We start from the raw sequence: 22,622 nt of genomic DNA, 5'->3' as shown, positions 1-22,622 counted from the left end.
AGGAGCCGCCATGTCGCATCCCACCAACGCCTATTCACTGGTCGCCGATATCGGTGGCACCAATACCCGCGTGGCGCTGGCGCGCGGCCTCGAGATTCGCGAGGATACGATCCGGCGCTATTCCAACGCCGATTACGCGGGCCTCGAATCCGTGCTCAAGCGTTATATCGCCGAGGAAGGCAACGTTGACTGCATCGGCGCTTGCGTCGCCGTGGCGGGGCCGGTGCGCGACGCCCGCGCCACGATGACCAATCTCGACTGGACCATCGACAAGACCACGCTGAGCCGCGCCACTGGCGCCGAAACCGTGGCGATCCTCAACGACCTTCAGGCGCAGGGCCATGCGCTGGGCCATGTCGCGCCGGGCAACATCCGCGAAATCATCGCCTTCCCCGAGGCCTCGCCCCATGCCGCCAAGCTGGTGATCGGCGTCGGCACCGGTTTCAACGCCACGCCGGTCTTCGACACCGAGGATGGGCGCTACGTGACTCCGTCCGAATCCGGACATGTGAACCTGCCGGTCAACAGCGAGGCGGATCTGCGGCTGGCGCAATACGTCTCCACGGCGCATGGTTTTCCAGCGGTCGAGGACGTGCTCTCGGGACGCGGGCTCGAGCGCGTCTATGCATGGCTCGGCGCCGAGGCCCGCGCGCCGCTCGAGAAGACCGCCGCCGAAATCATGCAGGGCTGCGCCGACCGCAGCGATGCGCGCGCGGTCGAAGCGGCAAGGGTCTTCGCGCGCTTTCTGGGCGTCGTCGCGGGCAATCTGGCGCTGATCCAGCTGCCCTTTGGCGGCGTCTATCTGGTGGGGGGCGTCTCGCGCGCCATTGCACCCTATCTGCGGGAGTTCGGTTTCGCCGATGCGTTCCGCGACAAGGGTCGCTTCGCGGGCTTCATGGGCAATTTCGGTGTCGCGGTGATCGAGGACGACTACGCCGCTCTGATCGGTTGCGCGGCCCATCTCAATGGCCTGATGCTCCCCGGCACGGCCAGTTGAGCGGCCCTCGGCGGAGGGTCCCGGTCACGGGCTTCTCCGCCAAAAGGCGACTGCCCAGCGCTTGCTGACCGAACGCTCGCGCACCACGAACCTATTTAGCAAGCGATACGCGTCTGCACCGCCGTGGCAAGCTCGGTAAGCGAGAATGGCTTCGGCAAGAAGACCGAGTTCGGAATCCGGGTCTGCTGCTCGGCGAATGTGTCCTCGGCATAGCCGGAGACGAAGACCACCTGCGTGTCGGGGCGATCCTTCAGCGCCTCGCGCACCCAAGTCGGGCCATCCTTGCCCGGCATGATCACGTCGGTGACGAAGATGTCCACCTGCAACCCGGCATCGGCCAGGATCTCGAGGGCCGCCTCGGCATCCTCGGCCTCGATCACGGTCAGTCCGCGCAGCCGCAGCGCCCGTGCAGCGAAAGCCCTGACCGGGGCCTCGTCCTCCACCAGAAGCACCACCCCCTCGGCGTGCCGGGCCATGCTTGCCGGCGCAACGTTCGGCGCAGGGCACGGTGCTGGGACGGAAGCAGAGCGACTGGGCAACAGCAGGGTGAAGCAGCTGCCCTCGCCGGGCGTACTTTCGACGAAGATGTAACCCCCGCTCTGCTTCACGATACCATAGGCGGTGGAAAGACCGAGACCGGTGCCTTCGCCGACCCGCTTGGTGGTGTAGAACGGCTCGAAGATTTTGGGCAGTTTCTCCGCCGGAATGCCGCTGCCCTGATCCTGCACCCGGATTCGCACCCATGGGCCCGCGGGCACCAGCGCCCGATCCCGTTCCATCGGAGCGTCGAGCACGTAATTGTCTGTCTCGACCTGGATCTCACCGCCGTCGGGCATCGCGTCGCGGGCATTGACCACGAGGTTCATCAGCACCTGTTCGAGCTGTCGCCGGTCGGCCCTGACCTGCCGCAGATCGGGGTCGTGGTTGAGCGTCAGCGTCACCTTTTCCCCGACCAGCCGGTTCAGCAGATGCGTCAGATCCGACAACGTATCGCGCAGATCGAGCTGTTCGAGCATCAGGTTCTGCTTGCGCGAATAGGCCAGGAGCTGACCCACGAGGCTGGCGGCGCGGTTGGCGTTCTGGTGGATCTGGATCAGGTCGCTGTAATCCTGGTCCTCCTTCTCGTGCCGCAGGAGCAACAGGTCGCAATGCCCTGAAATCGCGGTGAGCAGGTTGTTGAAGTCATGCGCGACGCCCCCGGCGAGCTGGCCGATCGCCTGCATCTTCTGCGCCTGCACGAACTGCGCCTCGAGCGATTTGTGCTCGGTCGCGTCGTACAGGACGGCCACAAGCGCCCCTTCTTCGTCGACGTCGCCAAGCGCGACCTGCAGCACGGTGTCGTTGCGGGCGCCGCGTCCCTTCAGGAATTGCGGCCCCGGTACCGCCCTGCCCTCCACCGCCTCGGCAAGCCAATCCGCAACCGGTCGGCCCAGCCCTTCGAGGATGTCCGAGACGCGTGTCCCGGGCTCGGTGCCATTTGGCAGCAGGGCCCGAGCGGCCCGGTTGGCGCCGAGTATCGCGCCACGGCGATCGAGCCGCAGCAGTGACACGGGCAGGCTCTCGGCCTCGTGCCAATCGCCGGCGCTGGCAATCCGCCGGGGTCCGACCGGCGGCAGCAGGTAGATCTCGCTGCGCCCGCCCGCCGCCGCGATCTCGGCCACCAGCGCGTCGACCGGACCGGCCTCTCCCTGCACCCGCTGGATCTGACCGGGTCGAAGGGGTAGCTCCTCGAAAATCGCATCGAGCCGTCTGGCCCGTTCTCCAACAAGAGCCCGGCAGGCTTCGTTCATGTAGAGGATCGTGCCGGACGGGCCCGCCGTCAGCATCGGCAGGCCCAGCGCATCCGCAGCACGGCCGGTCCCCTGCCGCTCGGACAGATCCTCGATCCGCCACAGAAAGGTGCCCGCCCCGAGCCCTGTCACGACGATTCGAAGATGCCCGCGGCGGGTTGCGACCATGTCCTGCGCCGATCCGTCGCGAAGCGCGCGTTGACGCAGCCGCGTCAGAGCCGTCGCGGGCGTCGCGAAATGCTGCGCCAGCGCCGCCGACAGGCTGCCACTACGGCCCCCGAACCGTTGCGAGGCCGCCGCGTTGCAATCGAGGATCGTGCCCTGCGCATCGCTCAGGAAGCCGGGAACCGGGTCAGCTCCGAGCATTCGTCCGCACAGGCGGAGCATGGCCCGGCGATGGCGGGTGTGGCGCAGTCGCTTGAGGCCGAACAGCGCCGCGACGAAGCCCAGCGTCGAGCCCACAAGCAACAGCGCCAGCGCCGCATGACCGTCAGGCACGAGCGCCGCCCCGGCCAGCGCCAGCGAAGCGGCCCCGAGTATGGCCGAAAGCTGCGCCGCGCCGGGAAGCGCCGCGTCGTCATCGGCCACCATGGCCGGCACATCGATTTCGACCACCTCCGCCTCCCAGGATATCCACGCATCCAGTGAAGGCTAAAATGGCTAATGGTCGGTAAACGATTACGCGCCGCCGCGCTGAAAACGCGCCAGAAAGAAGCCGTCGCCATCCGGTCCGGGCAGCCTCTGCATCCTGTCGCGCTGCACCCAGCCGGGACAACGCGCGAGGAAGGCCGCGACCTGCGCGTCGTTTTCCTCCGACAGCACCGAACAGGTGGCATAGGCAAGGCTGCCGCCGGGTGCGACATGCCGCGCCGCCTGATCCAACAACTCCGCCTGAAGCCGCGCCAGATCGGCGAGCCGTTCGGGCGTCAGGCGCCATTTGCCGTCCGGGTCACGCCGCCAGGTGCCGCTGCCCGAACAGGGGGCATCGACCAGCACGAGATCGGCCTTCAGCCCCTCCAGGCGCTCCGCCAGCTCGATCCTGACGCCGGCGCGCGCGGCGCGGGCCGGTATGTCGCGCATCCGTGCCGCGCTGATGTCATGCGCGGTCACGCCGATCTTGGCCCGCGCGGCCAAGGCCAGCGCCTTGCCGCCACCACCGGCACAGTAGTCGAGCACGCTTTGACCGTCCTGCAGCGGCAGGCGCAGCATCGCCGCCTGCGACGCGGCATCCTGCAGTTCAACCAGCCCCTCGGAATAGGCCTCGCCCCGCGACACCGCGCGCTCGCCCGACACGACCCGCAACGCTCCGGCGACCTCGTCATGCGCGACCGCCTCGACGCCGTCCCGGGCCAATGCGTCCATGGCCGCGTCGATATCGCCGCGTCGCGGGTTGACCCTCAGGAACACCGGCGCCCGGTCGCGCAGCGCCTGAGCGGATGTCTCGGCATCGGCACCCAGATCACGCGAGAACCGCTCCCACAACCAGTCCGGTAGGTCGTGGCGTATCGCCGCCGCTGCCTCTCCCGGAAGTTGCGTCTCCTCCGACGTAAGCAGTGCCGGAGCGTGATTCAGACCGGTGAAGATCGCGGCGGGATCGGTGTCATGCTGGCGCAGCCAGCCGATCATGATGCCACGCCCGGTTTCGGCCCCGCCCGCATGCGCGGCCGACCGCCTTCGGCGCCAGCCGCCGAAGACGAGGTCGCGCACCGCCGCGCGGTCCTTGGAGCCCGCAAAGCGGCTGGCGCGCGACCAGCGCAGCAACGCCTTCTCGACAGGCATGCCGCCCAGGCAGTCATCGAGCACGCCGATCGCGGCCGCCACACGCGCGGCCGGGGTCATCGGGTCGCTCCCGTGAAGCGCTGTGTATGTCCGGGAGAGGCACACAAATGGATCATCCGTGCCCGCCGGGTCTGCATTCGCGGCTCTGTCTGGTTCATCGATCCTGCCCCGCAGTCCTGCCCGGCCACTTCCGGACAATGCCCATCTACAGGTCGTAGCCATGGGTTTGAAGGCGCGGGGTCGGTACTGGCGTGACGATATACGGCGCGATTGCGAGCACGTCCTAGTTCTCGCGGAATGCCCTCGTCATGCTGTCCTTGATAGGCTTGGCGATGTACTGCACGAAGGTGCGCGAGGCTGTCTGGATCATGATCTCGGTCGGCATGCCCGGGGTCGGCGAGAAATTCGGCACGCGTCCGAGTTGCTGCGCATCGAGCGAGATCCGTGCCAGATAGACCTCTCGCATCTCGTCGCCCGACCCGTCGGTGATCGCGTCTGCGGAGACGTAATAGACCTCGCCGTCGAGCACCGGCGTCGTACGCTGGTTGAGCGCGGTGAGCCGGACGGTGGCGGGCTGACCGCGCCTTACGCTGTCGATCTCGACCCGCGGGATCTGCACCTCGATGATCAATGGCTCGTCCACCGGCAGGATTTCGAGGATCGGACGTCCGCTTTCGATCACGCCTCCCGGCGTGTGGAAGTACAGCCGTACCACGGTGCCCGCGACCGGCGCCACCAGATCGACCCGCTCATGGATCGAGCGCGCCGTCCGTGACTTCTCGCGGATGCTCTCGAGCTCTGCCTGCACGCCCTGCAACTCATCGAGCGCCTTTTCGCGATAGCGATCGATCTCCTGTGCGATCTGCGCCCGGTGTTTCAGCACCACCTCCTCGATCTCGGCGATCTCCGCCTCGAGCCGTCCGATCTGACCCTCGGCCTCGAGTTGGGCTCGCTCGATGGCCAGCAGTTCGGGACGCCGCAACAAGCCGCGCTCGAACAGAGTGACCTTGTCCGCGTGTTCCGCCAGCAAAAGCGCGAGCTGGCCCCGATGCGTCTCGAGCTGGGTCTGGTAGCCACGTGCCCGGATCTCCAGGGCCTGCAAGCTGCGTTCAAGGAGGGCGAGGTCATTCTCGAGCGCATCGCGCGACACACGGAAGCTCAGCTCCTGTCCCTCCAGGATGTCGGCCACGGCGAGGTCCTCTCGCGCGGCTTCGAGCGCGGGGGAAAAGCGCAGTTCCCCCCGGCGTTCTTCCTCGGCCATGAGCCGCGCCTGCGTCGCCTCGAGCCTTATCTGACGCAAATACAATTCGCGCTCGGTCGCGGCCGCCTGGGTGCCGTCGAGCTTCAGCAGCAATTGACCGGCCTCGACTCGGTCGCCTTCGCTCACGAGGATTTCCTTGATAATCCCGCCCTCGAAATGCTGCACGATCTTGTTCTGTCCAGTGGCCACGAAGCTGCCCTGCGCGATCACGGCGGCCGCGAGCGGCGCCCGAAACGCCCAGGCGCCAAAGCCGCCGAAGCTCAGCACCAAGATCACGAGGCCGACAATCGTATGCCGGCGTACCGACCGAGGCACCTCGGCGAACCATTCCCCCGCATCGGCCGGATGCTGAGTCATGCTCATGTCCCGCCCTCCGAGCCGGCTCGGGGCACACGTGCCACCTTGTCGCCGGCGAGTTTCTTCAGCACCTCCATGCGTTCGCCGAACATCTGGATCGTGCCGTCGCCCAGCAGCATGATCTTGTCCACAGCGGTGAGAAGCGATGGCTTCTGGGTCACGACCACGACGGTGATCCGGTTCTTCTTGGCATGCTGGATCGCACGGGCCAGCGCCTTGTCGCCAGCGCTGTCGAGGTTGGAGTTGGGCTCGTCGAGCACCACGAAACGCGGCTCACCGAAGAAGGCCCGCGCAAGCGCGATGCGCTGCTTTTGCCCGCCCGAAAGAGGCGCGCCATCCGCGGCCACCACCGTCTCGTAGCCTTGCGGCAAGTTGGCGATCATCTCGTGCACGTCGGCAAGCGCCGCCGCCTCGTAGATCTGCGCATCGGTCGCATCGTCGCGCATTCGGCCGATATTGTCCTTGATGGTGCCGGGAAACAGCTGCACGTCCTGTGGCAGGTAGCCAATGTTCTCGCCAAGTTGGCGCGGGTCCCAATTGCGCAGATCCATAAGGTCGAGCCGAACATTGCCCGACGTCGGCAGGATCGACCCGACCAGCATCTTGCCGAGCGTCGTCTTGCCTGCCCCGGAATTGCCGATGATCGCCAGCGTGTCGCCGGGGCTGAGCGAAAAGCTGATGCCGTTCAACACGACCTGCTTGGTCCCGCCCGGCACGTAGAGCAGCCGCTCCACATCCAGACGGCCTTCGGGACGCGGCAGGTTCAGCCGTTCGAACTGGAGCCGCGAATTGGTGAGCAGGGCCGAAATCCGGCCATAGGCGGCGCGCGACAGCGCATAGGCGCTCCAGCCTTCGATGGCGCCTTCGATTGGGGCCAGCGCTCTGCCGGCAATGATCGAGGCGGCGATCACCATGCCGCCGGTGATTTCGCCGCCAATGGCGAGATAGGCACCCCAGCCCAGCATGGCGATCTGCGTCAGCAAGCGCACCGCCCGGCTGATGGCCGAGGCGGCGATGTTGCGGTCCTGTGCATGTACCTGCGCCGTGAGCGAAGTCGCGGTGTCGCGCCCCCAGATCCGGACGGCTTCCGGGATCATCGCCAAGGCGTTGATGATCTGGCTGTTGCGCGCCATCGACTCGAGATGCAGGTTGGCGCGGCTCTGGGCCGCGTTGGCCTCGGCGAAGGGACGCGCGGTGAGCTTCTGGTTGATCAAAGTGATTACCAAGAGGGCGAGCGCCGTGCTGACCACGATCATCCCCAGATGCGGATGGATCAGGAAGATCGCGAGTATGAACAGCGGCGCGAAGGGCACGTCGAGGAATGACAGCAACGTGCCCGAGACGATGAAGCCGCGCAGTTGCTGCAGATCGCCCAGCGTCTGGTATTCGCGGCCAGAGCCATGCAGCGCCGCAGCCGAGGCCGCGCTCAGGATGGGCGCGCCGAGCCGGGCCGCGACCTCCACCGCCGTGCGCATCAGCATGAAGCGGCGGATCGCATCGAAGACCGCCTGCAGGATCACCGCCCCCACGATGACGATGGTGAGCATCACCAAGGTGTCCACCGAGCGGCTGGTCAGCACCCGGTCCGATATCTGGAACAGGTAGATCGGGATCGCGAGGATCAGCAGATTGGTGGCGCAGGTCAAAACCATCACCATGACGAAGTTGCGCCGCACCGCGCGTAGACCGAGCTTCAGCGCCAGCCCATAATTTTCCGGACCTACCCGCTTGTGAAATTTGGGCGGCACCCCCCCGCCACCGCCGCCTCCCTTGCCCGGCCCTCTTCCGGCACCTTTCCCCTCGCCACCGTCGGGGCGCGGGGCGTCCGGCCGCCGGCGGATCGGCCCGCGATCGGCCTCGATGACCGGTCCGGGCAGCGGTCCCTCCTCGGGCCCGCGCGCTTGCGGAACGGTTTCGATCCTGCAAGCCGGATCAGCCGGTTCGCGATCTGGTCGAGCGCTTGGCGCGGATACGGGGTTCTTCTGGGGATCACGCGCTTCCAGCGAAGCCGACCTCGACACCGGAGCAGGAATGCGATCGGGAACCTCTCCCGCGGACCGCTGCGAACCCTTTCCGGGCACGGGGGCGGCGGCCCGCGCCTCTGGGACCGGCTTGGCCCGCTTGGGCTCGACGGTGGCATCGGCTCGCGAATGCTCGTCGGATGTCACCGATCGCGCGCCGCGTTCCGCCTTGCAGGCGGCATCATCGGCGGGACCACCGTGGTTACGGGCGGGGGCTGCGTCGGGCGCGCCACCGTCCGCCTCGCCCCGCAAGGCCCGGTTCAGGAAGCGCGGCAGTCGCGCCGGGCGTGATCCAGGGGATGCAGGGATATCGGGACGGATCGGCTGGGCGTAGTCCTTGACGCGCATATCGCTCCCCATCAGCTCAGCATGGTCTGCATGAGATCGGCTTGGCTCGTCGACATGGCCGCGAGTTCCGCTTTCGCCTCCGCCTTCGCGGCCTCCAGATCGGCCATTCCCGCTTCGATCATGCCATCGGCGAGAAATGCGACCGCTTCCGATGCCAGCGCTGCCGGCCCATCGGCACCGATCGGCGCGCTGTCCTCGACAAGGCCCGCCTGATGGAGCAACGCGTCGCTGTAGACCTCGCCCTTCGCCATGAGCTGCGTATCCATGCCCCGATCGACTATTGTCGCGATGTTGGCCAGGAGGTTCGAGCCGGTCACCATCTGCGCGCCCGGCAGCGCTGCAATCGCCTCCTGAAGCAGCTCCACCCTGTCCGAGTCGCCGAGGACGTTGATCTGGTCGATCCAGTTGATGGTGGTGAAATCACCCTCGATCAGCAGCACCTTGAGCAGCTCGACACCCTCGAACAGATCGAGACCCAGGATCTCCTGCTCGAGCGTTTCGGCGCCCTTCACCAGCGCGGCACTGGCCTCGGCAAGCGCCGCCGGAAGCTTGGTGGCGAGATCCTGTCCCTCGGTCTGGATGCGCGCCTCGTTGTAAGCGAGGTTTTCCGGAGCGGGGACGGCGGCCGGCTTCGCCAAGGGTTTCACCGCCGCGGCTTGGTCATCGGCCCCTCCATCGATCTTTGCCGGCTCGGCCTTGATCGGGAGAGGTCTGGCAGCGCTCGGAGCATGCGCGGCCGGCTCAGCGGCTGCCACGGGCTTCGATCCCGCATCATCGCTGCCGGCTTTTGCCGGGTCAGGATCGGTTTTTCCGGAGCTGGGCGAGGTGGTAGGCCCCGCATTCGACGATGGACCGGCCACGGGCTCGGACGAAGTGGTCGGGGATACGGATTTTGCCGGGACCGAAACATGTTCAGAAATGCTGGTGGCTTTGGCCGTCGGTGCCGTTTGCTGGATGTTCTCGGAGACAGGCTCCTTCGCTTGCGCCTTGCCCGGTTGAGCATCGCCGTTCATGGCAAGATGCTGATCCGTGCCGGCCTCATCCTTGAGTTCCGTGGCAGCCACCGTTGAGACATTCGAAGGAGCGGTGGGGACCGACTTCGCGTCGGGCTCGCTGGATATCGGCTTCCTTCCTACCTCACCGTTTTTTCCGGTCGCATGCTGCATCGGCGCGGGGCTATTCAGCGTCGGAAGCGGCTGCGGCTCGGGCTTCGTCGTCGTCGAGATCGGCGGTTCGATCGTGTCGTCATCGACCAACAGGTTCACCTGGCGGATCAGGTTCATGTCGATCATCTGACCGCCGACAACGATCAGGTCGAAAACCCAGCCGAACTGGTTCAGCACTGCAAGATTGTCGAGCTGGTTTTCGCCCAGCCCGAGATGCAGACCGCCCGAACCGATTTCGATGCGTGCGACGTCTGCATCATTCGCGAAATTATACTGCTGGAGGCCGTTGATCTGGACCAGATCGCCGGTGATCCTGGCAATCGCCCAGCCGGATGGCTGCTGTCCCGCCATGGTCTCGGCGGGGTCCGGATCGGAAGTGGTGGTGATCGAAGCGGCGTTCTGAGCCAGCGACGGCGTGCCCGCTGCTGATGCGCCCTGGTCGCGGTCGAACACCATGTTCAGCTGCGAAACGGCATCGAAACGATGCACGTCGCCCTCCACGGTGATGACCGGCGCATCGAGCCAGTCGGACGTGATCGTGACTTCGTTGACGAGCTTGTTCGCGCCGGTGACGACGAGCGGCCCCGCCGGTTCGGCGGCATCGGAGGTGGGCTTCATCCCCTCCGCGAGCCCCTCCAGCGCCCGGTCCCAGCCGGTTGCGAAGTCCGGAACGATCTCGCCGCTCTCCTTCCCATCATCGCCGCTTGGCTCGTCCTTCCGCTTAGCCGGGCCGCCCTCGGTCTCCTCCCCACCCTGCGCCGCGGCCTCGCGGGTCAGGAAATCCGGCCAGAGCGCTTGCCAGTCCGGCAGCGTATCGACCGCGACGCCGTCGACATATGGCCCCTCGGCCTCCGGTCCGAGCAGAACGACGGCGTCGAGCATGCCACCGGCAAGTTGTTCGGCGGCCTCGATGATGGCGGGTGTCGTCGTGGCCCAGTCCAGAGCGCCAGCGGTCCCCTCCGCCAAGAGAGGCAGTGGCGCCGAAAGGGGCGACAGCGCGAGAACCTGCTCTGTCAGCGTATGCATTAGCTGCGGCAGACCCGACATCTGGGCCATCAGCGCGGGATCGACGTCGCCGAACCAATCCGTGTCATCGAGCCTGTTGGCCATGTGGAACAGTGCCACGACGCTCGAAGGCGGCGGCAACTCATAGGGCAGCACGAGGCGGGGCCCCGCGTTATCCGTGCCGGTGCCGGACGCGTCCGGCAGCGCCGGCTCGGGCATGACGATCACGATCTCGGGCTGCGGCGCACCCGCCGGTCGGGGCGGCATAGCGAGGATCCAGAATGGTGTGGGCGGCAGCGGCTGATAGGCGATCTGGGGTTCCAGATCCTCCAGCGGATGCTCGGGTTCGAGATGCAGCCCCTTGAACGCGATATCCCCCAGATCCTCATCCGGGGGGCGCTGCGCCGCGATCTTGTCGTATTGCGCCCTGAGGCGACCACTCTCTTCCGCCAGTTCGAACGCGCCAATGAAATGCGCAATGGATTCGGTGAAACGGTCCATCGACATGCTGCGCTCCTTGCCCCGGGGCCATGATGCCCGCCTCTGCCGTGGCGGGCTTCCGGCTCGTTTGCGCCGCCATCGCGGCACGGATCCGGGGCCGGATCGCTCCGGCCCCGGGATTGCGAGGGATTACATCCCGTCGCCGTCCTCACCGACGTAGTGGGAGCTGAAGGATCCCCCGACCACGTTCATGTCCACCGTGTTGCCGAGCACGTTCGCGCCCATCACGATGTCCTGGTTGAAGGCGGAGGTGTCGACCTGGGCGGCGGCGGAAGCGTAGGATTCTCCCGTCACATATCCGTCGTCGCCATTCGACGACCCCCAGGTACCGGCATCGCCGGCAGCGCCGCCATCGCCCGCATAGGCAGCCCCGGCATGTCCGCCTGTTCCGGCCCCGCCCATCGAGCTTCCGCCCATGGCCTCGCCGCCCGCGGCCAGGCCGCTGGCCGCGCCGGTGGTCGTCATCGCACCGGTGGCGCCACCCGCACCGCTCATCGCCGAGACCTCGCCCATCGAGGTATTGGCCGCCTCGACCATGTTGCCAGCATCGGCCATGCCGCCGTCACCGGTGTCGATGTCCGAGTCGTTGTCGGCCATCGACTCCGCCAGCGCTTCGGCGGCGAGATCCGACATCCCGCCATAGCCGCTGGTGCCGTCGGCATAGCCGTCGGCCATGCTGTCGGAAGTGGCGTCGGTATCCGAGTTGGTCGCGCCTCCGGCGCCGCCGGTCCCGTCCGCTTCGGCACGGCCATCGGCCATGCCGGAAGCGTCGCTGGTCGCCGCAGCGTCCGCATTGCCGCCCGTTGCGGTGCTGCCGCCGGTACCGCTGCCGGTCGCGTCGGCATCGTTGCTGGCAGCGGCGTCGCCGCCGTAGCCACTCTCGGAGTCCGTCGAGCCGGTACCGTTCACCTCCGCGTCGTCATCGGTCTCGGCGTGACCGGCCCCGCCCATGCCGCCAGCGCCGTCCGCTGCCGCATCACCGGAAACGACTCCCGACACCATGCCGGTCGTGAGCGTGCCCGCACCACCGGCACCGCTGGCATTGCCGTCGGAGCTGGAGCGGTTGTCGGCCATGGCGTCGTTGTCGGTGGAACCACCGCCGCCATCGCCGCTGTCGGAGTCGATGCTGCCCATGGCATCGGCCATGGCATCGTTATCGGCCGAGGCCGGGCCGCCCGCGACATCTCCGGACACGGCGTCGTTCCGCGCATCGCCGGAGCCGTCACTGGCCGAGGTTCCGCCGTCACCCATGGATGCGCCGCCAGCGCCACCGTCGTTGTCGGTGGCCGCGTCGCCTCGGGCCTCGGCCATATGCGCAGCATCCGCCGCGCCGCCATCGCCCGACTCTGAGTCGGTCGAGTTGCCGGTGCTGGCCATGGCGCTGTCGGTATTGGTAGCGTCGCCGCCAGGTCCATCTCCGCCATCGCCATCGCTGCGGGCATCGCCGGAGACATCGCTACCGGCCATGCCTGCCGTAGCATCGGAGGCGCCGCCTGTGCTGGTGCCGCCAGTGCCCGGGCCATCGCCGGTGCCGTTCGCATTGGCCGGGCCGGCATCGCCGGTATTGGTTCCGCCGGCGCTTCCACGTGCGTTGTCGGCACTAGCATCGGCCGGATCTCCGGTGGCCCGCGCCATCGGGGCGGTATCCCCGGAGCCGTCGGCGCTTTGGTCTACCGTGTTGTAGGCCTCACCGCCCTCGCCTTTGCCGTAGCCGGTACCGTCGGCATTGCCTGCGGCGCCCGCCGTCGAAGCGGCATCGGATGTGGCTGCGCCATCTGCATCGCTGTCGGCATCGTTGTCGGTGTCCCCGCCCTCGCCGTCGCCGGCTTCGGCCGTACCCTGGGTCCGGGCGTCGCTGTCGCCCTCGACGTCGCCGTCGATGTATCCGGCATCGCCGGCATCGGCATCGCCATAGGCAGCGGCATCAACGGTGCCATCGGCGTCGCCATATCCGTCACCACCGTCACCCGTATCATGCGTGGCATCGGCATAGGCCTCCGACTGGCCGGTACCGGCGGCATCCTGGTCGTTATCGCCGCTATTGCCGGCACGGCTATCGGCATCGCCATCAGTGGTGCCATCCGCGGCGGCGTCGACCTGACCGTCGATATAGCCACCGTCACCGCCATCGCCATCGCCATCGGCGTGGGCATCCGCCGTGCCGTCTACATGGGTATCGACATAGCCGCTTTCGGCACCTTCGGCGTTTGCATCGGCCGTCGTTTCGCCGTCGGCATGTCCGGTGGCGTCGGTCGTGGCTTCGCCACCATCGCCACCATCCCCGGAGGCGTCGCTGTCGGTCGCGCTGTCACCATGCACATCGACATCGCCATCGATGTCACCGCCGCGCCCACCATCGGCCTCGGCGGTTGAGGTGCTATCGGCCGTACCGGTGCCGTTGCCCTCGCTATCGGCTGTTCCGCCGGTCCCGCCATCGGCTGCGTTGTCGCTCCAGACCGAACCGTCGGAATACTGGTGAGCCCAGGCATCGCCATCGCCGCCATCGCCGCCATCGTCATCGGAGGTCGCCTGGGCGTCGCTTTGGGAATCGACATGGCTCTCGGTATCGACGCTACCGCTGTCGCCGCCCTCGCCATCGGCCTTCTGATCAATGGTGTTGTCGGCGGTCGAGTCGTTGGTCGAGTCGTTATCGCCGCCGCGACCGCCCAGGGCGTCGGACTGCGTGTCGATCTTGCCGCTTATGGTGTCGTGGCCTTGCGCATAGGCATAACCGCTGTCGCCACCATTGCCGCCAGTGGCCGTGGTATCGCCGGTATCGCCGCTTCTGCCACCTTCGGCATCCGCGTTGGCATCACCGGCTTGACCTCCTTCGCCATTGCCCCCCGTGGAGTAGGCGTCGTCGCCGCCCTTGCCGCCTTCGCTCCCGGCCTCGATGCCCTCTTCGGCATGCGCGGTTCCGCCATGGGCGCTGCCGTTCTGCTCGAACGTGCCGTCATTCGACAGATGCACGTCCGACAGCATGTCGTTGTCATCGAGATCGTTGCTGAGCACGTTGAGGAAGCCGGCGTCGTTGCCCTCCCCGTTGAGCGAGTGGTTCAGGATGTTCTCGAGATCGAAATCATCGCCGGGGTTGTAGTCGATATCACCCTTCGCGGTGAGGATGTTCCCGATCTCCGAATGGTCGATGTCGATATCGGCGAGGTCATTGTCCTCGTGGCCGGCGCCTTCGAGGTCGAGGCCCACGCCCACGTCGACCCTCACGTCGACATCCACGTCGGAGTCGTTCGTGTTTTCGTTGACGTTGCTGTTGTCGCTATCCGCATTCGCCTCGGCCTTGCTACGCGCCGATGCCTCGTTCTCGTTGTGGTTTCGATTCACGTTGCTGTCGTGGTTCTCGTTCTCGTTCTGGTTCTTGTTGACGTTGTAGGACTTGCCGGCATGGTGCCCGTCATGGTCCTTGTCGCCCCTGTCGTGATCCCCCTTTCCTTTCCCGTAGTGCACTTCCTTGCTTGTGGTTTCCGCGGCCGATGCGGCTTCGGCCGTCTCGACGGCCTCCCCCTGCGGGGCGGTACCGTCGCCCCAGCCGATGATCATGTTGTTGTTGCGTGTAGCCATGGTCCTGTCTCCGGACAAAAAGCTATCGCCGCACCGCCAGTCATTTCAAAAGCGGTGATCTGCGATGGCATGTCAGTGATTTGGAATCGATGAGCATTCCGAATCTACATTCCGAATGCGAGAAAACTCCGCCTGATCGGCGGCACGAATTAACCTCCCTTGCGAAACGAGCAGCTTCGCCAGCCGCAGGAGATACCGGAAGACGCGGTATACAGTTTCCGCCTCATCGCGAAGCGCATACGCCTGCTACGACCGGTTGCAGCCGACGCCCAAATGTTGCGCAGGATGCAGAATTCTATCAGCCCGGAAAATGGTACTAATACCAATCTGGCCGAATGGGGGATAGCGTAGGGACACATTCACGAAAAGTTCCGGATCTTTACAATTTTCAACAAAACGTGATCAAGAATTTGCGTGAGATGCCGATTTGGGCAAGACTGTAGAAACAGTCATCGCTCCGGTCGTAATGCTCTGTTAAGGCATTCGCTTTCGGCTCCTTCGCCCTTGCGTTCACACGCGCCGGAGGAACCATCTACTCGGCAGTTCTTGCACCTAACCGATCGGTATATGGGTTAGCCCTGCCATTGGCCGTATTGTTCAGGCACACCGATATCGAAGTCGTGTCAGTCCAATTTTATCGGGTGATTTATGTTAAATCGTGAAAGAATATTTCAGGTTCAGGATCTGACAGAAGCCAATCCCCGAGGCCGCACGTCCATTCCTATTCTTGGGAGCGAGTTCTGCTTTCCCGAAGATTTGTTAAAGACACTCGCGGCGGAATTCGACAGCATCGACTTCATGCGCACCGACAACCTCGCCACCATTTCCAAGCTTCGTGACGAGCGCGGCAACCCGCGGCTCATGCTGATCGACGCTCAGAGGGTGACGACCCGCGACGAGGTACTCGCCGCCGCCGAGGCTGCAGGAACCGATATGCTGGTTCTGGCCTATGGGGGGCGTGTCCCGGATCGAGACCTTCTGCTGAAGGGGTTGAACCAGGCCGAGCCGCCACGGCTCGGGCTCCTACCGCTCAACGTTCGGATCGACGTGCTTCTGGCGATGATGCGCCTGCTGCTCTGCGGCGAGATCCTCGTCCCCGAGGCCGTGCTGAAAGTGCTGTTGGAAAATGGACAACACGTGCCACTTGACGCTCCCGAGGAAAGCGCGGAACTGGTCGGATCGGACCTGACGCGCCGGGAATGGGAGGTGCTGTCGCTCTTGGCCGAGGGCAAGCAAAACAAGGTCGTAGCCGCGGAGTTGGGGCTGTCCGAGCATACGGTGAAGCTCCATATCCACCACCTCATTCACAAGCTGGGCGTCTCGAACCGCACCGGCGCCGCGATCTGGTACCTCGCCCGGGGGGAGGCAGCCGATATTCCACCTGACAAGTCATGACGACCCGCGAAGCCAGCACCTCCACATCTGCCGAGGCTGGCCTCAGCCCGTTCGATCAACTGCTTCTGCTGGTGGGCCGGATGAATTACAGCTGGACCAACACCGAAAGCCTTCTGATCCATCTGATCGCCGGGCTGGCCGGCACGACCAAGCAGTCCGCCGTCATCATCTACCTGACACTGAACACCACGCGGGCACGGCTCGACCTCGTCGAGCGCCTCGCCAAATCGGGCGGCATCACCGACGCGACCCGAAGCCGGATCCTCGCGGCCACGGCGCAGATCCGCAAGCACCAGTCCCTGCGAAACCGCTACAGCCATTCGATCTATTCCTTCGACACCGAAACCGGTGCAGCCCGCACGATCACCATGCGGATCGCGGATCGAAAGAATGCCCTCAAGATGGGCCAGAGCGACGCGATCGACGCCAGCGCGCTCGATAGAATCCGCGACACGATCGAGGCGCTGAAACAACTCAACCGCGAGATCTGGACCCTCGTCGTCGAGGAGGGCTACCCGGTCTGAGAAGGCCGTTCCCTTGGGAGGAAGCGCCCTGCGGCCTTGCCCGTGGCGTCTCGATTGTTACCGGATTGCAAAGAGCCGGGCCCAACAGCGGGTCCGGCTCGATTGCCCGATGAGATGAAATGCTCAGGGAGGCCGGCGTCCTCAGCCGATCCGGTAGTTCGGGCTTTCCCGCGTGATCTGCACGTCGTGCACGTGGTAATCCATTACCTCTTTTCCATTGATATTGCACATATTTCTCACTATGATGCATCAGTTAGCTTCAGTCTTTCGCCTTCAGATCTCAAGTCTACGCTCGTGAATGGCTGGATTTCAGGCCACCATTCCTCATCGAGAACGACCGCAACTTCAAGCACAGGTCTCAGCTTTCGATAATCCCAACGCTTGGTACAAGAGGCCGCGCGCTGAGCCCTCGGCGTAGCGCGTGGCCAGGCGTGACGCTGGTGGTCACCGTCGATCTTCGGAGTAGGTTCGGGTTGGCAAACTTGCGTGCGACAGCTTCGCGGACCTTTCCGACGTTCGCCGCACGTGCATGGTCCTCGGCTTCGCCGACGCAGCAGTCAGCGGGCCGAGCGAATTCTGGACGTTCGCTGCCGCCGCGAAATAGCTAAACGATCACTCCAGAAGCAAACGCTCAATCAAAGCATGGGTACTGTTTGTCTTGTCGTTGCGACCTTGCTTAGCCGGATTTTCAGGCGACCGCCTTGAAGATGGCGAAAAGCTCGATGTGTTCACGACAATGGCAAAGGTCCGGGCAGTAGGCTTCTGCCGCCCGGGTCATTCGGCAGCCTGACCTCAGGCAGCTTGGGAAACGCCCAAGTCGGCCATTGCCAACTGCCGCGCGACCCGTGCAACATGCGCGCCTTGAAAGCGAGCGCCGGCGAAATCGATCTCGCCTGGCACTCGTTCGCCTTCGCCACCCGCGACGGTTCCTGCGCCATATGGCGCGCCGCCGATGATGGCACCGCCCGAGGACTGGCCTTCGAAGCTGTAGGGCAGCCCGATGACGACCATCCCGAGGTGCATCAGCGGTATCTGTGTCGACAACAGCGCCGCCTCATGTCCACCGTGCTGGGTGCCGGACGCGGTGAAGACCGCGCCCACCTTGCCGACCAGCGCATTCCGCGACCAGAGGCCGCCGAGCCGGTCGAAGAAAGCCTTCATCTGGCCCGCCATCAGCCCGAACCGGGCTGGCGTGCCAAAGATGATGGCGTCGTAGCCCTCCAGATCAGCAGGATTGGCCACCGGCGTCGGATCGTCGTCGTAGCCTTCGGCCCGGCGTACCGCGTCAGGCACCAGTTCCGGCACCCGGCGGATGTCGACGACGGTGCCGGGCAGGCTGCGCGCGCCTTCTGCTTCGGCCTGGGCCAAGGCCCGGACGTGACCCCAGCTGGAGTAATAGAGGATCAATACACGTGTCATGTCATGCTCCTTGACGGGTTCCGGCGATGAAATGTGCCGGGTAGTTGGCTTGAGCGAGCGCCGCCTCGATCTCGGCCCGGGGTGACGAGGTTGTCACCTCGATCGTTCGGCTGGCGATATCGGCGGAAACGACCGCGCGGGCATCGAGCGTCTTGATGATGCCGGTGACGGTCCGAGCGCAGCCGGAACAGGTCATGTTGGCGATGTGGAATTTCATATCGGCCTACGTTGGCTGAAGGATAATTCCCTTGCTGAGGCTTCCTATGATGGGAGGGTCAAGCTGGAATTTGTCAGCCGAACTCGCACTCGGCCACAGGCGCACACGGGTGTTGACCCTCACAGCGTGAGAGGCCTCATCCCGATGGAAATACCCGCTTTCGACGCTTTCGAGGCGCATGTTCAGGGGACCTTCCGATGACCACTTCAAACGCTTTCCACCCATCCGTGCTTGCTGGGCGCAAGCCGGTCGTGATCGCCGCCGTGGTGCATGCTACCAATGACGCTTACGCAGCCTTCTTGCCTGCAATGCTGCCGCTCTACGCCTTGCGGCTCGGTCTGGATGGGGTGGCGCTGGCTGGATTGGTGGCGACGTACGCCATTTCGGCCTCCTTGCCGGGGCCAGTCCTCGGTCTTCTGGCCGACAGGATCGGCGCGCGCAGGGTGACGGCAGTGAGCGTCCTGATCAGCGCTGTGCTAATGAGCCTGCTGACCGTGGAACCGGACCCGGTCTGGCTGTACGCCTTGACCGCACTGGCCGGGCTTGGGTCGGCGGCGATCCATCCTTCGGGCAGCACACTGGCGCGGCAGGGTCGGATGACGCCGGAACTGGCGGTGGCACTGTTCAGTGCAGCCGGAATGCTGGGCTATGCGGCAGGTCCGATGTTGCTGGGTGCAGTACGGATGTGGGCGGGCAGCTGGATGCTGCCGGTCTTGGCGGCTCCGGGACTGCTGGCGGCGGCCGTGACGCTTGTGACGCTGCCCCATGACGCGCCATCCCGCGTAGCCAGAATTGCGCCGCGCTTCGCCTGGTCGTTGATCGCTGGACCGGTGGGCCTGTTAACGCTGGCGGCAGCCTTTGCCTTCCTGCCGTCGAGCGCCATGCTGAATGGATTGCCGCTGCTGCTGGCCGAGCGGCACGGGCTCAGTCCGGCGGACCCGATACTGGGCCGCATGATCAGTGTCTATTCGCTGGCCTCTGCCGCAGGCGGTATCGGCGTGGGGCTGCTGGTGTCGCGTTTGCGGCGACGGGTCCTGCTGGCACTGGTCTTGGCGGGAAGCGTACCGGCCTCGATGAGCGTGCTGCTCTTTGCCCCGCCGCAGCCTGCGTTTCTGGCTGCGTTGGTGCTGGCGGGGATGCTGGCCTACGCTTCGACGCCGCTCTTTGTAGTAGCCGCACAGAACCTGGCGCCAGGGACCAGCGCTGCGGCCTCCGGCATGATCTTCGGCCTCGCCGCCGCGCTGACCGGAGCGCTCTATTTTGGCATCGGATTGGTGCAGGCACGTTATGGGGCTGAAACGGCGCTCATGCTGGCGTTCTCCACGCCGCTGGTGGCCGTGCTGATTGCGCTGCCGGTCCTTGGGAAAACAAACAAATCGGTCGCGGCGCTCGAGGAGTTTCGCCACTGCCCCAGCGCCTGAGACCAGCCGTCAAACCGCCGCCGCAAACCCGGCCCTCACGGCACTTTTTTTGGGCGCGGGCAGCGCTACAGGGTCATCCGCGCCCAGCGTCCCCAGAATGGGGCAGTCCGGGCGCGCGTCGCCGTGGCAATTGTGGGCGAGGTGGCGCAGCGTTTCGATCATGTCGTCCAGATGCCGGCGGCGCTCTTCCAGGTCCGCCACATGCGCCAGCGCCACCGCCTTGACCTCGGCGCTGGAGCGCGCCTGATCCTGCCAGAGCCCGAGCAGCGTCGCGATCTCCTTGACCTGAAACCCCAGATCGCGGGCGCGGCGCACGAAGCGGAACGTGGCGATATCCTTGTCTTGATAGACCCGGTAGCCGGAGTAGGTGCGCAGCGCAGGGCGGACAAGGCCGATTTCCTCGTAATACCGCAGCATCTTGACCGATATCCCGGTCTGCCTTGCAGCTTCCCCGATGTTCATGACCGCCTCCGCAAAAGCGTCGTACACATGGATAGTACGCGCCTCGGCGGTTCGGCCGTCAAGCGGGGTTTCTCCATCCACGAGAGATTGATTGCCGTGCAGCGCGAAGATCGTTCTCCTGCTTGAGCCTCCCATCCGTCGTCAGATGATTTGGGACACGGTAGTCCGATGTCGAGCGAAGGGTCTGGCCGGTCGGGCTTCGGTTCATGCCGCCGACTGGCGATGCAGCCAGCGGCGCTTCTCGATGGTCTTGGCTTTGATCTCAGTAGTGTAACGCTCGCTCTATGGATACTGACTACAAAGTCGGTCTGTTTCATCCACTCGGACTGCCCTGCGGGGCAATTCTAAAAAACCACATCGCCAAGTCGGCGATGTCGGACTCGCTCGGCGGCGAGCGTGGCGATCCGATCCTCCCATAACGAGCCGTCAAAGATTACGAAGTAGAGGACATCGGATGACCCGGCGGAAGGGCCCCGATCGATAACAGCGTAGTGAGAGAGCTATATCAAAACCTTGCGGATGCTTACGGATGCTGCCCATATGCGCCCCATGGGTCGTATCCTTGCACTCTGCCTGTTTCTGATCGGGCTGATGGCTCAGTCCACCCCCATCGCCGCCGAGGCGATGTCAGCCATGCATGAGGACTCGGCAATGGTCGCGATGGCCGATTGCGCAGACTGTCCCGAAGAGGCGATGTCCGGTGGCGATGCCTGCCGGAGCGTAGGCGCCTGTGCGTCGGGAGCGGTTGCACTCGACCTGACTTCCCCCGACTGGCCCTTCAACTCTGCCACCCGGGAGGTCCGGTGCGTTCTTGTTGACGCTGCACCGACCGGAGGTTGCCCGGTGCCACTGCTGGAGCCGCCCCGTCGCCAGATCTGACGCCGCCCGTCCGTTCGACGGCGGGCCAACGCCGCGCGCATCGCGCGGCATCTTCCGATCAGGACTTCCCAAATGACCCATCGCACGAGCCTCTCTCGGAGAGGCTTCCTCGCAGGTGCCGCGGCGCTGAGCGGCGCTGCGTTCCTGCCGAAAGTCGTCGCAGCCGGACCGCAGTTCGAGTTGACCGCCATGCGCGCGCAGGCGCAGCTGCTTGCCCCGCCACGCCTGGCGACGCCGGTCTGGAGCTATGGAGGCGGCCTTCCAGGTCCAGTGCTCCGCTTCAAACAAGGTGACCGCCTCAGCCTGCGCGCACGGAACGACCTCGACAGGCCGACCAGTATACACTGGCACGGCCTGCGCGTGCCCAACGCCATGGACGGCGTCGCGCATCTCACCCAACCACCGATCGGGCCGGGCGAAGATTTCCTCTACGAATTCGACCTCCCCGATGCCGGAACCTATTGGTATCACCCGCATATGGGCGGTGCCGAACAGGTGGGCCGTGGCCTCACCGGCGCGCTCATCGTCGAGGAGGAAACTCCGATCCGCGTCGACCGCGATCTCGTCTGGATGCTTCAGGACTGGCGGCTCGAACCGAGCGGCGAGATCGTGCCCGGCTTCGACAGCCCACACGATGCGATGCATGGCGGTCGGATTGGCAACCACGTGACGTTGAATGGTCAGCCCATGCCGCGCATAGAGATCGCACCCAACGAGCGCCTGCGGATCAGGATCATCAACGCCGCCACGGCGCGCATTTTCGCGCTCGATTTTGGTCCGCTCGCGCCGACCGTCGTGGCCCTCGATGGGCAGCCGGTCGCGCCGCATGCCCCCGAGGGCGGCGTGGTGCTGATCGGGCCCGGCATGCGTGCCGATATCGTGCTCGATGCCAGCGGAGGTGCGGGTGCGGCGGTGCCGGTGCGCGATCTGTTCCGGCCCGACGGCGCCTATGACCTCGCCACGCTGGCGCATGGCGATACGCCGCTGCGCGCCAACGCCCCGGACTGGGACATGGCGCTCGCACCGAACCCACTGCCGGAGCCCAATCTTACCGCCGCGACGCGCCACGAGGTCGTCTTCAATGGCGGAATGATGGGGCAGATGATGATGGGCGACGAAGCACCCGCCATGACCGAGCAGATGCGGCAGGGGCGGATGTGGTTCGTCAATGGCCGCGCCTCTGACGGCCACGACGGCCCGCCCCTGATCGAGGCCAAACGCGGCAGCACGCAGCTGATCGCCATGGAGAACCGCACCGGCTGGTGGCACCCGATCCACCTGCATGGCCACGTCTTCCGCGTGATTTCACGCGATGGCAAGCCGACCATGCACCGAGAATGGCGCGACACCGTTCTCATGGCCCCGGAGGAGCGCGTCGAGATCGCGTTCCGGGCCAACAACCCTGGGGACTGGATGCTGCACTGCCATGTCCTTGCCCACCAATCCGCCGGCATGGCGGCGCTGATCCGCGTCGCCGACGCGGCCTGACACTTTCAAAGGAAAC

General features: G+C 65.5%; 15 protein-coding genes. 6 read left to right on the top strand and 9 right to left on the bottom strand.

What is annotated here, in order from left to right:
- Window positions 1-10 precede the first annotated feature (10 nt).
- Window positions 11-997, top strand: coding sequence for a glucokinase (locus O4G76_RS04515; protein ID WP_269396201.1), 987 nt, complete (start codon window positions 11-13; stop codon window positions 995-997).
- 95 nt (window positions 998-1,092) lie between these two features.
- Here O4G76_RS04515 and O4G76_RS04510 read toward each other — a convergent pair whose 3' ends face one another.
- The 6 genes from O4G76_RS04510 to O4G76_RS04485 form a co-directional block, all read right to left on the bottom strand.
- On the bottom strand, window positions 1,093-3,378 hold the full coding sequence (locus O4G76_RS04510) for a PAS domain-containing sensor histidine kinase (protein WP_306467202.1): 2,286 nt from the start codon (window positions 3,376-3,378) through the stop codon (window positions 1,093-1,095).
- Window positions 3,379-3,465: 87 nt separating this feature from the next.
- Window positions 3,466-4,626: an RsmB/NOP family class I SAM-dependent RNA methyltransferase gene (locus tag O4G76_RS04505; RefSeq protein ID WP_269396199.1), complete on the bottom strand. Its 1,161-nt coding sequence runs from the start codon at window positions 4,624-4,626 to the stop codon at window positions 3,466-3,468.
- 223 nt (window positions 4,627-4,849) lie between these two features.
- Window positions 4,850-6,190, bottom strand: a complete 1,341-nt coding sequence (locus O4G76_RS04500) for an HlyD family type I secretion periplasmic adaptor subunit (protein WP_269396198.1) — start codon at window positions 6,188-6,190, stop codon at window positions 4,850-4,852.
- On the bottom strand, window positions 6,187-8,061 hold the full coding sequence (locus tag O4G76_RS04495) for a type I secretion system permease/ATPase (protein ID WP_373568008.1): 1,875 nt from the start codon (window positions 8,059-8,061) through the stop codon (window positions 6,187-6,189). Before O4G76_RS04495 ends, O4G76_RS04500 begins: the two co-directional genes overlap by 4 nt.
- 503 nt (window positions 8,062-8,564) lie before the next feature.
- A complete protein-coding gene (locus O4G76_RS04490) occupies window positions 8,565-11,231 on the bottom strand; it encodes a hypothetical protein (RefSeq protein ID WP_269396196.1) in 2,667 nt (888 codons plus the stop codon).
- A 123-nt stretch (window positions 11,232-11,354) separates the two neighbouring features.
- Window positions 11,355-14,801: a hypothetical protein gene (locus O4G76_RS04485; RefSeq protein WP_269396195.1), complete on the bottom strand. Its 3,447-nt coding sequence runs from the start codon at window positions 14,799-14,801 to the stop codon at window positions 11,355-11,357.
- Window positions 14,802-15,557: 756 nt separating this feature from the next.
- Between O4G76_RS04485 and O4G76_RS04480 the strand changes: the two genes are divergently transcribed.
- Both O4G76_RS04480 and O4G76_RS04475 read left to right on the top strand, forming a co-directional pair.
- Complete coding sequence (locus tag O4G76_RS04480; protein WP_269396194.1) at window positions 15,558-16,196, top strand: response regulator transcription factor; 639 nt, start codon at window positions 15,558-15,560, stop codon at window positions 16,194-16,196.
- Window positions 16,193-16,720 carry a hypothetical protein gene (locus O4G76_RS04475; RefSeq protein WP_269396193.1) on the top strand — a complete coding sequence of 176 codons (528 nt, stop codon included), beginning with the start codon at window positions 16,193-16,195 and terminating at the stop codon, window positions 16,718-16,720. Before O4G76_RS04480 ends, O4G76_RS04475 begins: the two co-directional genes overlap by 4 nt.
- 792 nt (window positions 16,721-17,512) lie before the next feature.
- Here the strand turns inward: O4G76_RS04475 and wrbA are convergent.
- Both wrbA and O4G76_RS04465 read right to left on the bottom strand, forming a co-directional pair.
- Complete coding sequence (wrbA, locus tag O4G76_RS04470; protein WP_269396192.1) at window positions 17,513-18,127, bottom strand: NAD(P)H:quinone oxidoreductase; 615 nt, start codon at window positions 18,125-18,127, stop codon at window positions 17,513-17,515.
- A gap of 13 nt (window positions 18,128-18,140) precedes the next feature.
- Complete coding sequence (locus O4G76_RS04465) at window positions 18,141-18,356, bottom strand: heavy-metal-associated domain-containing protein (protein ID WP_269396191.1); 216 nt, start codon at window positions 18,354-18,356, stop codon at window positions 18,141-18,143.
- 197 nt (window positions 18,357-18,553) lie between these two features.
- Between O4G76_RS04465 and O4G76_RS04460 the strand changes: the two genes are divergently transcribed.
- Complete coding sequence (locus tag O4G76_RS04460; RefSeq protein WP_269396190.1) at window positions 18,554-19,777, top strand: MFS transporter; 1,224 nt, start codon at window positions 18,554-18,556, stop codon at window positions 19,775-19,777.
- 9 nt (window positions 19,778-19,786) lie between these two features.
- On the opposite strand, the gene cueR is transcribed toward O4G76_RS04460, so the two are convergent.
- Entirely contained in the window at window positions 19,787-20,239 is a 453-nt protein-coding gene (gene cueR, locus O4G76_RS04455) for a Cu(I)-responsive transcriptional regulator (RefSeq protein WP_269396189.1), read from the bottom strand.
- Between the two features lie 549 nt (window positions 20,240-20,788).
- Here cueR and O4G76_RS04450 point away from each other — a divergent pair.
- Window positions 20,789-21,118, top strand: coding sequence for a hypothetical protein (locus O4G76_RS04450; RefSeq protein ID WP_269396188.1), 330 nt, complete (start codon window positions 20,789-20,791; stop codon window positions 21,116-21,118).
- A 72-nt stretch (window positions 21,119-21,190) separates the two neighbouring features.
- Entirely contained in the window at window positions 21,191-22,606 is a 1,416-nt protein-coding gene (locus O4G76_RS04445; protein ID WP_269396187.1) for a multicopper oxidase family protein, read from the top strand.
- Window positions 22,607-22,622 lie beyond the last annotated feature (16 nt).

This window comes from Limimaricola sp. G21655-S1, from assembly GCF_027213785.1.
GTDB lineage: Bacteria > Pseudomonadota > Alphaproteobacteria > Rhodobacterales > Rhodobacteraceae > Limimaricola.
Note: the sequence above shows the minus strand (reverse complement) of the source record. Positions and strands in the feature narration are given on the sequence as shown.